This window comes from Agrobacterium sp. CG674 (genome assembly GCF_053521645.1).
Genome location: NZ_JBNWDZ010000003.1, coordinates 582,977 through 596,983, shown reverse-complemented (window position 1 = coordinate 596,983; position 14,007 = coordinate 582,977). Strand labels below are relative to the sequence as shown.

At 57.3% G+C, this 14,007-nt stretch carries 14 protein-coding genes; 9 read left to right on the top strand and 5 right to left on the bottom strand.

Translation table 11 applies throughout. The features are described 5' to 3' along the window. Positions 1-25 precede the first annotated feature (25 nt). Positions 26-1,006 (bottom strand): hypothetical protein, encoded by a 981-nt coding sequence (locus ACQZ51_RS12090; protein ID WP_448777462.1) that lies wholly within the window; start codon positions 1,004-1,006, stop codon positions 26-28. 109 nt (positions 1,007-1,115) lie between these two features. On the opposite strand from ACQZ51_RS12090, the gene ACQZ51_RS12085 reads away from it, so the two are divergent. From ACQZ51_RS12085 to ACQZ51_RS12075, 3 genes are all read left to right on the top strand, one after another. Then, on the top strand, positions 1,116-1,697 hold the full coding sequence (locus ACQZ51_RS12085; RefSeq protein ID WP_448777460.1) for a nitroreductase family protein: 582 nt from the start codon (positions 1,116-1,118) through the stop codon (positions 1,695-1,697). Next, a complete protein-coding gene (locus ACQZ51_RS12080; RefSeq protein ID WP_448777459.1) occupies positions 1,697-2,305 on the top strand; it encodes a flavin reductase family protein in 609 nt (202 codons plus the stop codon). Before ACQZ51_RS12085 ends, ACQZ51_RS12080 begins: the two co-directional genes overlap by 1 nt. Before the next feature lie 130 nt (positions 2,306-2,435). Beyond that, a complete protein-coding gene (locus tag ACQZ51_RS12075) occupies positions 2,436-3,587 on the top strand; it encodes a DUF2336 domain-containing protein (protein ID WP_448777457.1) in 1,152 nt (383 codons plus the stop codon). 16 nt (positions 3,588-3,603) lie between these two features. Here the strand turns inward: ACQZ51_RS12075 and ACQZ51_RS12070 are convergent, their stop codons facing one another. After that, positions 3,604-4,014, bottom strand: coding sequence for a hypothetical protein (locus ACQZ51_RS12070; protein WP_042619257.1), 411 nt, complete (start codon positions 4,012-4,014; stop codon positions 3,604-3,606). A gap of 114 nt (positions 4,015-4,128) precedes the next feature. Between ACQZ51_RS12070 and ACQZ51_RS12065 the strand changes: the two genes are divergently transcribed. Then, entirely contained in the window at positions 4,129-4,584 is a 456-nt protein-coding gene (locus ACQZ51_RS12065; protein ID WP_448777455.1) for a GNAT family N-acetyltransferase, read from the top strand. Positions 4,585-4,611: 27 nt separating this feature from the next. On the opposite strand, the gene ACQZ51_RS12060 is transcribed toward ACQZ51_RS12065, so the two are convergent. Then, entirely contained in the window at positions 4,612-5,805 is a 1,194-nt protein-coding gene (locus ACQZ51_RS12060; protein ID WP_448777453.1) for an AI-2E family transporter, read from the bottom strand. Between the two features lie 224 nt (positions 5,806-6,029). Here ACQZ51_RS12060 and ACQZ51_RS12055 point away from each other — a divergent pair, with 224 nt between their 5' ends. After that, positions 6,030-7,757: an ABC transporter ATP-binding protein gene (locus ACQZ51_RS12055; RefSeq protein ID WP_448777452.1), complete on the top strand. Its 1,728-nt coding sequence runs from the start codon at positions 6,030-6,032 to the stop codon at positions 7,755-7,757. A gap of 10 nt (positions 7,758-7,767) precedes the next feature. Here ACQZ51_RS12055 and ACQZ51_RS12050 read toward each other — a convergent pair whose 3' ends face one another. Continuing rightward, positions 7,768-8,001: a hypothetical protein gene (locus tag ACQZ51_RS12050; protein ID WP_448777450.1), complete on the bottom strand. Its 234-nt coding sequence runs from the start codon at positions 7,999-8,001 to the stop codon at positions 7,768-7,770. A 157-nt stretch (positions 8,002-8,158) separates the two neighbouring features. Between ACQZ51_RS12050 and ACQZ51_RS12045 the strand changes: the two genes are divergently transcribed. After that, complete coding sequence (locus ACQZ51_RS12045) at positions 8,159-9,418, top strand: glycerate kinase type-2 family protein (RefSeq protein ID WP_448777448.1); 1,260 nt, start codon at positions 8,159-8,161, stop codon at positions 9,416-9,418. Positions 9,419-9,921: 503 nt separating this feature from the next. Here the strand turns inward: ACQZ51_RS12045 and ACQZ51_RS12040 are convergent. Beyond that, positions 9,922-10,371, bottom strand: a complete 450-nt coding sequence (locus ACQZ51_RS12040; protein WP_448777446.1) for a hypothetical protein — start codon at positions 10,369-10,371, stop codon at positions 9,922-9,924. Between the two features lie 299 nt (positions 10,372-10,670). On the opposite strand from ACQZ51_RS12040, the gene ACQZ51_RS12035 reads away from it, so the two are divergent. The 3 genes from ACQZ51_RS12035 to ACQZ51_RS12025 all read left to right on the top strand — a co-directional run bounded on the left by ACQZ51_RS12035 (position 10,671) and on the right by ACQZ51_RS12025 (position 13,960). Next, entirely contained in the window at positions 10,671-11,864 is a 1,194-nt protein-coding gene (locus ACQZ51_RS12035; RefSeq protein ID WP_448777444.1) for a hypothetical protein, read from the top strand. A 49-nt stretch (positions 11,865-11,913) separates the two neighbouring features. After that, entirely contained in the window at positions 11,914-13,044 is a 1,131-nt protein-coding gene (locus tag ACQZ51_RS12030) for an HBL/NHE enterotoxin family protein (protein WP_448777442.1), read from the top strand. A 94-nt stretch (positions 13,045-13,138) separates the two neighbouring features. Next, positions 13,139-13,960: a hypothetical protein gene (locus ACQZ51_RS12025; RefSeq protein ID WP_448777441.1), complete on the top strand. Its 822-nt coding sequence runs from the start codon at positions 13,139-13,141 to the stop codon at positions 13,958-13,960. Positions 13,961-14,007 lie beyond the last annotated feature (47 nt).

The window sequence follows — 14,007 nt, the reverse complement described above, 5'->3', positions numbered from 1 at the left end:
AGGGCGACGATTGCGTCGCCCAACCTCACTCGTAATCGCCCATCGTGTCTTCCGGAGCCTGATCCTTCATCAGCACTTCCACGTCCGAATCCTGACCCGAGGCGATCTTGAAGTTGCGTTGGTAGACCTTGTCCTTGTTGCGGGCGATGGCGGTGTATTCGCCGTCTGCCAGCACCATGGTGGAAAAAGCGCTCACGCTTTCATTGACGATATCGCCAGAGCCTGTGAGCACGGACCATGCGGTATCGGCAATCGCTTCGCCGCCATGTTCGGATACGAGCTTCAGCGTAACCTGTGCGGCGTGGTGTTGAAGCGTTGCTTCCGTCAGCTTGCCGGCTTCCACCTGAATATCGGCGCGCACAACGGCGTTGATGCCGCCATATTCTGACACCACATGGTAGGTGCCTGCATTAAGGCGGATCACTGTGTTTGGCTTGACATCGGACATCACAAGACGCCGCTCGCCATCTTCCTGTGTGTCGGAGGAGTAGACCGAAAATTTCAGCTGGTTGGCGGAAATCCGTTTGTCGGCTCCGACAACGGCGTTGAGAACGAAGCCGCCGGCATCCAGAATCAGCACCTGCTTGTCGATCTTGCCGCTTGTCGGCACATTCAGTTTCTTGGTCACGCCTGCGCGGCCAAAGGAAACGTTGACGAAGTAATCGCCGGGCGACAAATGAAACTGGGCCGTGCCACCATCGGAACTGGCCAGCATGGGCAGCTTTCCATCAGGGCCGGGAATGGGGCTGAACACACGCCATGCCAGCCCTTCCATCATGGGTTGGCCGTCATTGGTCAGCTTGGCTTCCATGACGATGTCACGAGAGGTGGATTTTGCCGCATCGGGCGCGGTTGGGGCAGTAAATGCGTTCAGCTTGGGCATTTTCTGCGTGCCGCCCAGCTGTTTGAAGTCCTTGAAGGCATCCTGCGAGAATGCAACACCCATCGGCGCGGCGCTCAAAGCCAGCGCCACACAAAGGCCAGTCGCAATTTTGATGAACGTCATTTCTCTTGACCGCATTGACTTCTTGTTTTTCTAGGACCACTTCAAACGTAACGCGGTGGCTATTTCAAGGCTCTTAATTTTACATGTATGACAATGGAACGGTTCTGTCATGAAAGACAACATCACCCTTATCGATTACCTGAATATTCGTCGGTCAACGCCTGCACCACAGCTGACCGAGCCCGGCCCTGAGCGTGCTGAGATCGAGGAGATCCTGCGTCTTACGGTGCGCGTGCCGGACCATGGAAAAATCGCTCCGTGGCGCTTCATCGTTTACCGGGGTGGCGAGCGTGAGCGGCTGGGTGAGGCGGTTTTGGCCCGTGCGCTGGAAAAGACACCGGACCTCAGTGCCGATCATCAGGCCGTTGAACGCACCCGCTTTACCCGCGCACCCGTCGTCATCGCCGTTGTCAGCACGGCGGCGCCGCATGTTAAAATTCCCGAATGGGAGCAGGTCATGTCAGCCGGTGCCGTCTGCCTCAACATGTTGTTTGCAGCCAATGCCAATGGCTATGCTGCCAATTGGCTGACCGAATGGGTCGCTTACGACGAAGCCATTTTTCCGGCGCTGGGTGTGAATCCGGGCGAGAAGATTGCCGGTTTCATCTATATCGGTTCCACCACTTTTCCGCCGGTCGAGCGTCCGCGCCCGCAGCTTGGCGATGTGGTAACATGGGTGGGTGAGGCCTAATGTTTTACGCAGCGGACACAAACCTGCATGGCCTGGCGCACGATCCTTTCAAGGCCATCGTTGCGCCGCGCCCCATTGGCTGGATTGGCTCGAAGGGCAGGGATGGTTCGCTCAATCTTGCACCCTATTCCTTTTTCAACGCCGTGGCGGATACGCCAAAGCTCATCATGTTCGCATCCAGCGGCCATAAGCACAGTGTCCGCAATGTCGAGGAAACCGGCGTCTTCACCGCCAATCTCGTCAGTCGCCACCTTGTGGAGCAGATGAACACATCATCCGCCCCGGTGGATTACGGTGTCGATGAATTCGAGCTTGCCGGGCTGACGGCGCAGCAGGGAACGATCGTGGATGCGCCCCGCGTCGCAGAAGCCTATGCGGCGCTGGAATGTCAGGTCACGCAGATCATGCGTCCTGTCGATGTGAACGGTCTGGAAGCGGAGACGTGGATTGTCTTTGGTCAGGTCGTGGGCATCCATATCGATGAAGCGGTCATCGAAAACGGGCGCATCGATATGGCCCGCGCACGGCCCGTTGCCCGCATGGGTTATCGCGATTATTCCGATGGCGGCACGGATGTTTTCCAACTCACACGCCCCGCTGACCGGTGAGTGACGAAGCGCGTAAGTTGCTCAGAAATATGGTAAACCAAACGTAAACCATTTGCCCCTAGGTTTGGCAGTCAGAAGGCGGAAACGAGTCGCATGCGACCTTATCTGCCGGGACAGCCGGATTTGTCTGTTGGTGGGGCGCAGGGTGATCGTACAAGCATTTCTACGTTGGTCTGAAAAGGCTCGGTCTGGCGACAGATCCAAGGCGGCAACGGCTCTTGCCGAGGCTTATCTCCAGTCGTCGCTGCCGCAGGATCGGCAGGAGAGCGCCTTCGATGCGATGACCTATCTGCTGGATGACCCATCTCCCAAGGTGCGGTCGGCGCTTGCAGAAACGCTGGCATATTCTCCCTTTGCACCCCGCTCCATCATTGTCTCGCTTGCCGAAGACAAGCCGGAAGTCGCCTGCGTCGTCATCATTCATTCCCCTGTGCTGCGTGAGACCGATCTGGTGGATCTCATTGGCAATGGCACAGCCATCACCCGGGCAATGATTGCGGCGCGTCCGTTCCTGGAGCCCGGCGCTTGCGGTGCCCTTGCTGAAATCAGCGATGTGCTGGAGCTTTCCATTCTTCTGGAAAACAGCAGTGCCCGCATCACGCCGTTCACCTTGCGCCGCATTGCCGAGCGCCATGCCCATGACGCCGAAATTCGCGACCTTCTGTTAGACAGAGCCGATTTGCCGGCAGATGTGCGCTACGCCATCGTCGGTCATATCGGAGCGGCACTGGCCGCATCCAATCTGGTCTGCCACGCTGTGCATCCAACGCGCCTCGGTGCTGTCATTCGTGATGCCTCCGATGCCGCCACCGTCCAGATCGCTGGCGATGTCACGGCAGAAGCCATGCCTATGCTGGTGGAACATTTGCGAGAGAAGGGCGACCTGACGCCAGCCTTCCTCATGAGCCTTTTGTGTTCGGGCAAGGTCGCATTTTTTGCGCAAGCCATTTCCAACCTGTCCGGCCTTGGTGAACGTCAGGTCCGTTCCATCCTCGGCACAGGTCGCCACCACGCATTGAAGGCGCTGTTTCAATCCACCGGGCTTTTCGGGCCGGTTCTGGATATCTTCATGGAAGCAACGCGTCTGTGGCGCGAGGCGGCTGAGGCACCTTATGCCGACCCGGTCGCAGAACTCTCGTCCGGGCTTCTTTCGAAATTTTCCAATGCCGATGCGGACGCAACCATGCGCGAGCTTCTGCATATGGTCGAGAAGCTGCAAATGGCCCAACAACGCCACCGCGCCCGCTCTCTCTCCACCACCATCACAGCCGAGGCTGCTTGATAGATCGCTGATAAAATCAGTTGGACAGGCGACGGGCGATCCAGGAATAGCTGTCTTCCACCATGCGCACCGGCTTGCCCAGAACTTCCTTTACACCCTCGGTCGAAGGCAGAATGCGGCGCACACGGGTGATCGCTTTTTGCGTCAGCGTCTGTTCTTCCTGTGGCGCCAGTGCTGGTGCCAGGGTGGATGTATCTGGCGTTTGCGGTTCGGCTTTGGCCAGCCCGCTCTGCGGCTCCTCCGGTGTCTGACACACGGCAACAATCACCGGATAGGATGCGTTGACGAAGTCGCCCAGCTTGGTTTCGGATTCGGCATCGCAGAGCTCGATGCTGGTCCAGCGCTGCTGAAGGGTGGCGACATGCTGGCAATCGGTCGCGCTGTCATCGCAGCCGAGAATGGTCATCAATACAAGCGCTGTTCTCATGGGGTCACGGTTGCCTCTGCCGGATGAATTATCTTACAAGCCATCCTGATCTAGCGGAATTGCAGTCTTATTGCGACGCAGGATCGTGCTGTTGAAAAATAAATGGGAACCCGTATGCCAGTGGATATCAAGCTTGAACCGCCGCGCCAGCCAGAAGTCCTGCGCCTTATCGACTTGTCGAATGCCTATATGGCCTCGCTTTATCCGGCGGAAAGCAACCACATGGTGGATATCGACACGCTGGAGAAGCCGACAGTTTCCTTCTTCGTGGCCCGCAATGAGGGCCAGATCGTCGGATGCTGCGCTCTTGTCGAGGCCGGGGACGGCACGGGCGAAATCAAACGCATGTTTGTCGATCCACAGGCGAGAGGCCTCAAGATCGGTCGGTTGATGATGGACGCTATCATTGCTCGCGGGCGAGAGCTGCGCCTCAGCGCCATCCGCCTCGAAACCGGCATCAGCCAGCCCGAGGCCATCGGCCTTTATCGCAAGGCAGGTTTTGTCGAAATCGAACCCTTCGCGCCCTATAAGCCCGATCCGCTCAGCATGTTCATGGAATTAAAGCTCTGAGCCAGAAAGGGCCTGACTGACGTAACCTCACGTCGCTGTTTTTCGCAGCGGCGGCGGCTCTACGATGTCGGGCGTGGCTTCAATCGCCTCGGCTTCTATAGCCGCAATTTCCACTTCGCGCACCCATTCGCGCCACACCGCAACCAGCAGCGCCATCAAAACTGGGCCGATGAAGAGGCCAAGGAAGCCCATGGTTTTCACACCACCAACCAGACCGAAGAAGGTCGGCAGAAACGGCAGCTTGATGGGGCCGCCGACGAGGCGAGGGCGGATGGTCTTGTCGACGATGAAGAGTTCAATCGAGCCCCATGCGAAGAGGGCGATGCCTTCAGGCACAGAGCCGCTGGCAACCAGATAGACCGAAACCAGCGTGAAAGACAGCGGCGCGCCACCGGGGATGAGCGCCATGACACCTGTCAGAACGCCGAGTGTAACGGGCGAGGGAACGCCTGCAATCCAGTAGGCCACGCCGAGAATAATGCCTTCGCCAATCGCAATCAGCGTCATCCCGGTAACGGTCGAGCTGATGGTGGCTGGCACCACGCGGGAGATTCGTTCCCAGCGGGTCGGCAGAATGCGTTCACCGACCAGATCGATCTGGCGCGCGAAGCTTGCACCGTTTCGATAGACGAAAAACAGCGCGATCAGCATGAACAGCAGCGTCAGCATCAGATGGAAGGCACCGTTACCAGCGGCAACAATGGCGCGGTAGATGTTGCCGATATTGGCGCCGCTGACGAGCTGAATCACTTCACCGATGGCGCCGGGTGTGCCGACATAACGGATCCACTGCTCGCTCATCCATACGCCGACGCCTGGCAGCGCAGCGATCCATTGGGGAACGGGAGCGCCGACCTTGTTGACCTCCACCGCCCAGCCGAACCATTCGCGGATTTCGCTTGCGGTATAGGATGCGGCGATGAAAATCGGCACGATAAGAAATGTGATGATGAGCAGAAGCGCGATCGTCGCCCCGACCGAAGTGTTGCCGCCGACACGACGCAGCAATTCACGATAGACAGGCCAGCTGGCAAAACCGATGACGAGTGCCGCCAGCACAGGCACGAGAAAGCCGTAGAAGAAGTAGATTCCGGCCAGAACAACCAGCACAAGAAGCCAGCGGGCTGCGGAAATGGGCGGCACCAGCGCGGTACGTCCGTGTGAGGCGGGACCAAGCCATCTTGGTTCGCTGGTCTTTTTGTGATTGTCTGGCTTGTTCAACAACGTCTCTTTCGCATTCCCCGGACAGATTGGGTTCTGTCGCTATATGGTGTTCGGTTCACAACATAGTCTAGCAGCATTTCGTTTTTATATTGTTCGCACGCTTTATTGAACGAATTTCGTAAAAATATCGCAACGAGACTTGGCCAGCTCATTGAAATATGAGAGTTGGGGTAAAGTTTCAGCATTGAGTGGCCCTGCCACACCATAGTGGACGATATCCCATGCTTCGCCGTTTTTTCTCATTCTACCAACCATACCGGCGCCTGTTCATTGTGGATTTCTCCTGTGCCGTGCTGTCGGGCATCCTAGAACTCGGATTTCCGATGGCGGTGAAGGCATTTGTGGATGTGCTTCTGCCAGCGGGTGACTGGCAGCTTATTCTGCTCGCCTCCATCGGCCTTCTGATCATCTACGTCCTCAATACGGGCCTGATGGCGATCGTCACCTATTGGGGACATATGCTGGGCATCAATATCGAAACCGATATGCGCCGCCGCGCCTTCGATCATCTTCAGAAACTTTCCTTCGGCTTTTTCGACAATCAGAAGACCGGGCATCTGGTGGGGCGTTTGACGAAGGACCTCGAGGAAATCGGCGAAGTGGCTCATCATGGGCCGGAAGACCTGTTCATCGCCATCATGACCTTCCTTGGCGCATTCCTGCTGATGATGTCGGTCAACGTTCCCCTGGCACTGGTTACGGCTGCCATCGTGCCGATTACGGCTTGGGTTACGAGCCGTTATGGTAGCCGCATGACCAACAATTTCCGGGCTCTCTATGGCCGCGTCGGCGCGTTCAATGCGCGCATCGAAGAAAATGTCGGCGGCATGCGCGTCGTGCAGGCCTTTGCCAATGAAGACCATGAGCGCGCTTTGTTCGAAGAGGATAACCAGCGGTATCGCCAGACCAAGCTCAACGCCTACAAGATCATGGCGGCAAGCACGTCGCTGAGCTATATGAGCATGCGCCTGACGCAGATGATCATCATGATTTGCGGCGCGTGGTTGGTGCTGACGGGCGACCTGACCGCTGGCGGGTTCGTTGGTTTTCTGCTTCTCGTCAACGTGTTCTTCCGCCCGGTTGAAAAGATCAATTCCGTCATCGAAACCTATCCCAAGGGCATTGCCGGATTTCGGCGCTTTACCGAGCTGGTCGATACCGAGCCTGACATTGCTGATGCGCCTGACGCCATCGAGGCCCCAGCGCTTCGCGGCGAAATCACCTATGCCAATGTCAGCTTCGGTTATAGCGATGGCAAACAGGTGCTTGGTGGCATCGACCTCAGTATTCGTGCGGGGGAAACGGTCGCTTTCGTTGGTCCGTCCGGTGCGGGCAAAACGACGCTCTGCTCCCTGCTGCCGCGTTTTTATGAGGTCACGGGTGGTGCGATTTGCATCGACGGCATCGATATCAGGAAGATGACGCTGGCATCGCTGCGGAGCCAAATCGGCATCGTGCAGCAGGATGTGTTCCTGTTCGGCGGTACGATCCGCGAGAATATCGAATATGGTCGTCTGGGTGCTAGCGAAGCCGAGATATGGGAAGCGGCGCGCCGTGCCCGGCTGGAAAGCGTTATCGACGGAATGCCTGAGGGCATGGATACGGTCATCGGCGAGCGTGGCGTGAAGCTTTCGGGTGGGCAGAAACAGCGCATGTCGATTGCGCGCATGTTCCTGAAAAACCCGCCGATTCTGATTCTGGACGAAGCCACGTCTGCGCTTGATACCGAGACGGAGCGAGCGATTCAGGCGTCTCTCAGCGAACTCGCGTCGGGCCGCACCACGCTGGTGATTGCTCACCGCCTCGCCACAATCAGAGATGCGACGCGCATCGTGGTGGTGGATGAGACCGGTATTGTCGAGACCGGCAATCATGAGGAATTGCTGGCATCCAAGGGGCCATATAGCCGATTGCATGATGCACAGTTCGGCGCGCAATTGCTCGTCTGACCCGTCACAATCAAGGCTGAACTGGCTCTTCGATACCGACATTCGGCTCCGGCTTGCCGGGATGCGACAACACAAGATAGCTGACTGCCATGGCGCCTGCTGCGATGATCAGCGCCAGAATGGCGAACATGGTGAAACTCCATGGCTTGGACTTTTTGCGGGACCAGACAAAGCGGGGGCCCTTCAAGCGGTCCTTATCCGGGTTGTTGTGATATTCCGGTCCGAGATTGTCGGTGTTTGTCATGGTTGCCTCCGATGTCTTTTCTGGATCTATTGGCGAACGTTTGACCCGGGCAGAAGTTCAATCCCGACGCGAACCGAACCGGCGTGGCACTTGCCGACTTGCAGATGGCAAAGGCGCGGCCCATTCTGTGCCTGATGATTCCGAGGGGAGGACCGAGGTGATTGCTGATCCGCGTGCGTTTTTGGAGGCGCTTTTTTCCGAGGCCGTGAAGGCGGCTGATCCTTACGAGGCGATCCTGCGGCATTTGCCCGAGAAGCCGAAAGGCCGGACCTTGGTCATCGGTGCGGGCAAGGCAGCAAGCCAGATGGCGCAGGCGTTTGAGCGCGCATGGCAGCACCCGTTCGACGGGCTTGTCGTGGCGCGCCATGGAAGCATTGCAGCTTGCGAGCGCACCACCATTCTGCAATCTGCCCACCCGGTGCCGGATGAAGCCGGGATTGTGGCCGCGCAGGCGCTGATGGCCAAAGTCAGCGGACTGACCGCCGACGATCTGGTGATCGCGCTGATTTCCGGCGGGGGATCGGCGCTGTTGCCAGCGCCGCCTGAAGGTTTTTCTCTTGCCGATGAGATCGCGCTCAATGAAGCGCTGCTGGCCTCCGGCGCACCGATCTCGGCCATGAATGTGGTGCGCAAGCATTTTTCCCGCATCAAGGGTGGAAGGCTTGCCGCACTGGCTTATCCGGCGCGTGTCGTGTCCCTCGTCGTATCGGATGTGCCTGGTGATAACCCTGCCTTCGTGGCCTCTGGCCCGACGGTGCCGGATGAAAGCGGAGCGCAAGAGGCACTGCGGGCGATCCGCGATTACCGCATTGACCTTCCTCAGCGCATTGTTGAAAGTATCGGCGGTGCGCAGGCTCCAAAGCCCGGTGATGCCGTCTTTAATGGTCACGAGGTCCATGTCATAGCCTCGGCCCGGGTGTCGCTGGAAGCAGCCGCAAACCTTGCCTGCAGCCACGGTGTGAATCCGCTGATCCTTTCCGACAGCATCGAGGGTGAGGCGAGGGACATTGGCCGCATGCATGCGGCATTGGTCCGGGAATTTGCTGGCAACGCTGCGTTTGAAAAGCCGATTGTGTTGCTTTCCGGCGGTGAAACGACCGTGACGATCGGGAGCGGTGGTTATGGCAAGGGCGGGCGCAACAGTGAATTTCTGCTGTCTGCCGCGCTCGATCTGCAGGGGTTCGAGGGCTTCACTGCGCTTGCGGCAGATACCGATGGTATTGATGGGTCTCAGGACAATGCGGGGGCTTTTGCCGATGGAAGGAGCGTTGCCCGTATTCTTGCCGCGGGCGGTGACGCCAGAGCATTTCTGTCTGGCCATGACGCATGGTCTGCCTTCGATCTTGCGGGAGATTTGTTCGTGCCGGGGGCTACGGGGACGAATGTGAATGACTTCAGGGCGTTTCTGGTGAGGTGAGTGAGGGTAGGTTGCGCTTCACTGCTCATCCGGTTTCTTCATCCATACTGTCAAAAAACACGGCGACTCTCTGGCCAAGCTTCGCCGTTCACGCGGCAGCATCTGCCCGTGGCTTGATCTTTTCTTTCTGACCATCGCCTTTTGCGGCCATGGGTATTTCGGACGGGGCGCTGGAAGTTGCCTCGTTGGGTAGTTTAGTATTGGCACCTTTCAGCGCCCCGTTCAGCGGTTTATGTCCGCCCACGATCCTCTTGCCACGGCTGGCAATCCCGGATGGCAAAGGTTGAAATCTTGCCGCAGAAACGGTCGGACTTTTTCAAGGCCCAACCCTTAACCCTCCGGGTTGCGGCATTCCGTTGAAAGAATGCCGCCGCCAGTTCAACCGCACCTGCCTTCGATACTCTTCCGCCCCACCACCGGCAGGGCTGAAGGATCGATCTGTCCGCGCCATTTTTGGCGCGGGGCAGATGCAGCGTGTTCCTGTGTACCGCCTGACTTTCGCTTCAAGCACCTGATGGTCGCGTTCGACCAGTGCCGATGAGCTGTCGGTACACCCGGCGGCGGACAAACAGGATTGCCATGACCTGGATCTCGAACCCCGCAAGGGCATTCAAGGCAGGCACGTCAATCCGGTTCGAACTTCGGGAGGGTAACACCAGCCGGTCCGAAACCGGTGTTGCCCGCCACCCGTTGCCGCCGGGGGGATTCGCTGCCGGACCCCGATAATGAAAGGTTGCGTAGCCTTTCACCACCAGCGCCGGTTCCGCCTCGCCGCAACGCCTTGCGGTGTATCCGAGGGCGGAACGGACACAGTGTGCGCCCAGTTTTGGGACCATTGAGAAAGTGTGGATCGATTTTTCGCGAGTTTTTGCATTTTTTAGGTAAGTAACTGATTTTGAATGAAAGTTTTTCAGGCTTGATGTTGGGGGCAGCATTGCCACGACGTTACCCACTACGGTTTATCCCATTGAATTGACGTGAAATATCTCTCTTCCGGCAGTCGGACACGCGGCTTGCAACATCGCAATAGCCACCAATGGAACGGCCATTTTCCCTATTCCTGACTTGCTCACAGGTTGCATATTTTATTAACCCACCACATCAAATAATTGAAAATCACTTGCGCCCTTTGCCGCGCTCGTATAGAGAGCACTCCACGAAATAAGCAACCTTAGGATGTTTTCATCCTTTTTCCACGCGGCGACGCGGCTTGCTTCGATGTTCTTTATTTTTGCCAGGGAAAGGCTGCATCATGGTGGGATTAGCGAAACTTGTGAGGTCGGCGCGACATGCCGATGTGAACCCGGTTGGTGCGGGAAATCTACAGACTGTCTATACGGCTGCCACGGATCAATTCGTGCGTGGACAACTCTACGCTGAAACCGTGATGATGCAGGAAACGCTTCACTTCAGTGGCGTGGACAGGGGTCTGGAAACGCAGATCATCGAGTTCCAGAGCCGGATGAAACGGCAGGCCGCGTATTTTTACGACCAGATCATCAATGGCGGCTACGGTTATATTTCCGCAATTGCTGGCGGCTACCACATGTGCGCTCTGGCCTCAGTTACCATCAAGGTCACTGCTGGTGAGATTGAGTTGGCGGCCACCAACGACAAGGCCCGGTCTTCTGCAACCTCAGCCTACGCCATGCTTTCCGATCAGGCCTATAGTCAGTCCGTCGCAACGGCGACACTGGCGACCAAGGCCGCCTCGCTCGACCACTCGCTGGCGCAATATGTGACCAGCTATCGCGAGGCTTTGAAACAGGTCGAATCCGATCTGACGGCAGCCGCCAAGAAGACGCTCGAAGACATCGATGCGTTGCGCAAGGCCATCAACCAGAACATCGCCGACATCGTTGCCGGTGGGCAGGAAATCGGTGGTGGGGTGACAAATCTCGTGGTGGGCATGCTGACCGAGATCACCAAGCTTACCGTCGCGCCAGATCCGAAGAAAGACGATCCTGACTCGAAAAAGGATGAGCCCGAGCCGAATAAGGATGAGGCGGACGCGAAGAAGGATGGGCCAGTCCTGAAGGCTTCGGCAAATGACGACACATTCGCCGTGCTAGCCATCAAGGCGGTGGCGAGCGGTGCTTCCAAGCTTTCGCAGGCGGAAAAGGACCTGAACGCCAACAACGAAAAACTGGCTGCAGCCTATCAAAAACTGGCGCAGGACGAGGCTGTGCTGGCCGTAGCCAAGGCCGTTGAAGTTCAGAATGACCTGTTTGCCGCCATGGTGCCGCTTTCGGCCACGGCCAGCCAGGACATCAGTATTTCCTACCTGTCGGTTGAAGCCAACCTCACTGGCTTCTCGGCATCCATTGTCAGCGTGACCGACGCTGCCGCCGCCGCCGCACTGGCCAAGCAGGCTCTGAGAGCCGAGCCGCTGTGGGATGCCCTTAACAGCGAACTTCAAGAGATGAAGAAGATGATCATCGCCTGATCTGTTCGCATTCTGCCTCAACAAACCTGGGAAAATAGGAGATGATTCCATGTTATATGCCTCGCCCAAGAACCTTCCACTTCTGGCCGCTTTGAAAGCGAACAATACCAGTGCCAATGAGGCCAACCAGAAGCAGTCCGCGCAAGGGCTGACCGTGCTGAACTATTGCAACAGCGTTCTGCAGCAGCCCAATGTGGATTTCGGCACGCTGACCAAGTTGAAGCCGAACGAAACGCAGATCAACGGCTATCTCGGTTCGGCGCGTGACAATGCGGTCAGTTACATCAAGATTATTCAGCCGCAAATCATTACCAACATCACCAATATTTCCAGCTACTATAATCTGTATCAGGCTGTTGCGACTGTGATGCCGCCATCTGCCACGGAAAAGGAATGGCTGGACACCCTTAACGGGATGAAAGATCAAACCATTGAGTACCAGAAACAGGCCAAGGATGTGGTTGCCGCGCTGACCAAATTCCACACGGCGGTGGGGATGGATGCGGGCAATTTCAGTGCTGCCACCACAAGTTTGAACGCGGTCGTTGGCGGTGACAAAGGCGTTTTGGCCGACCTCGACAACCAGCTCGACAGTATCCAGTCCAAGATCGATGGTGCCATCGCCGGTATCGTGATCAGCGGTATCGCGATTGTGGGCGGTGCCTTCGTGGCAGCTGTTGGTGGCGTTGCAGGCTTTGTTACTGCCGGAACCTCAACGCCGCTGGTTGCTGCTGGCATCGGCATCATGGCCGCTGGTATTGGCGGCGAAGTTGCATCAGCGATCATTCTTTCCAATCTGAACAACAGCAAGGGCGAGTTGCTGACCCAGAAGGTCAACCTGCAAAACGAGGTCAAGGTGACCGCCGGCATTAGCGGCGCCATTGGTGGTCTGCAGACGAAGGCCAGCAGCGCCGTGCAGGCGGCATCGGACATGGAGAATGCCTGGAGCTTCCTGTCTGCAGATCTGGGGCATCTGGCCGAGGACCTTGAAAAGGGCATCATCAACACCGGCATGCTGCGCCAGATATTCCTGACGCAAGCGCAGGGTGACGTGCAGACCGTGCTGCAGGATACCAGCGTTATCAAGAGCCAGATGACCGGCGTCATCAATCTGGTTGCTCCTGCCAACACCAATATCGGCCCCTTCCTCATGGAAGTCGCCCGCCAGAACGCAGCCTAACGGCCCAGGATGCTCGCTGCCCTTCCGCAGATGGCGGGGCAGTGGGCTTTTCCCATGAACGATCACACCCATTTCAGCAGGAGAGATGTTTCGCATGAGCAACGGACCGCTTACCCAAACCATCAATGCGGCCTCGGCCACTGCCGACCACATACTGGGGCTTACGAACCTTCCTCCTGAGGCCAACGCCCTTAAAAGCCTCGCTATCGATTTCAAAACGAACCTGAAGCCGCAACTTGTTGATATGCAGAACAAGGTGCTGTCGATTTCAGCCGCTGCGACCATTGCCATGACCGATGTGCAGGCCAAGCTGGTGACTAGCAACGGACATCCAGACCCAACGACCCGTGACGGAATTGTTCAGACGCTGAACAACGTGCAGGCTGAACTCAAGTATCTCGGGCCGATTACGGCTGCTGCCGACGCATCAACGACGGAGTATTACACGAAGGTGACTGCGGGCAGCCAGACGCTGGCGGCCGTTTCGGCCAGTCTCGATGCGCAGCGCGCCGGTTTGCAGGGGCAGTTGCAATCCGCACAAAGTGAGGTGGACAGCATCAAGGACAAGATGAAATATTACGGTTTTCTAGGGCTGGCTGGCATTCCAGGCCTGATTGCCATGGGTGTGCTGCTTTCGCAGGCCAATGACAGGGTCAACGAGGTTTTCGGCCAGATTCGTACTCTGGACAACCAGATCCTTCAGACTGAGCAGACGCTTCTTGCTGTGAGAGCGATGCTTGCCGATTTCCAGAACCTTTCCACGTCGACATTATCGGTGAAGACTGCTGTGGAATTCGTTGCCGCCGACGTGGACCACGCGCTGCGCGATGTTCAGTCCTCCACCGGTCCTATCGCACTTATTTATGTAACCACCGCGCTTAGCGAACTGCGCACCTTGAGCAATGACGCATCTTGATTGATATGCGGGTTGAATGATGATTGGAATGACGGTGCCGCTGCGCG

Coding starts and splice junctions, on each gene's coding strand:
- ACQZ51_RS12065 (WP_448777455.1), top strand. CDS start 4,129: ATGCCAGTGGATATCAAGCTTGAACCGCCGCGCCAGCCAGAAGTCCTG.
- ACQZ51_RS12080 (WP_448777459.1), top strand. CDS start 1,697: ATGTTTTACGCAGCGGACACAAACCTGCATGGCCTGGCGCACGATCCT.
- ACQZ51_RS12090 (WP_448777462.1), bottom strand. CDS start 1,006: ATGACGTTCATCAAAATTGCGACTGGCCTTTGTGTGGCGCTGGCTTTG.
- ACQZ51_RS12035 (WP_448777444.1), top strand. CDS start 10,671: ATGGTGGGATTAGCGAAACTTGTGAGGTCGGCGCGACATGCCGATGTG.
- ACQZ51_RS12055 (WP_448777452.1), top strand. CDS start 6,030: ATGCTTCGCCGTTTTTTCTCATTCTACCAACCATACCGGCGCCTGTTC.
- ACQZ51_RS12030 (WP_448777442.1), top strand. CDS start 11,914: ATGTTATATGCCTCGCCCAAGAACCTTCCACTTCTGGCCGCTTTGAAA.
- ACQZ51_RS12025 (WP_448777441.1), top strand. CDS start 13,139: ATGAGCAACGGACCGCTTACCCAAACCATCAATGCGGCCTCGGCCACT.
- ACQZ51_RS12070 (WP_042619257.1), bottom strand. CDS start 4,014: ATGAGAACAGCGCTTGTATTGATGACCATTCTCGGCTGCGATGACAGC.
- ACQZ51_RS12050 (WP_448777450.1), bottom strand. CDS start 8,001: ATGACAAACACCGACAATCTCGGACCGGAATATCACAACAACCCGGAT.
- ACQZ51_RS12085 (WP_448777460.1), top strand. CDS start 1,116: ATGAAAGACAACATCACCCTTATCGATTACCTGAATATTCGTCGGTCA.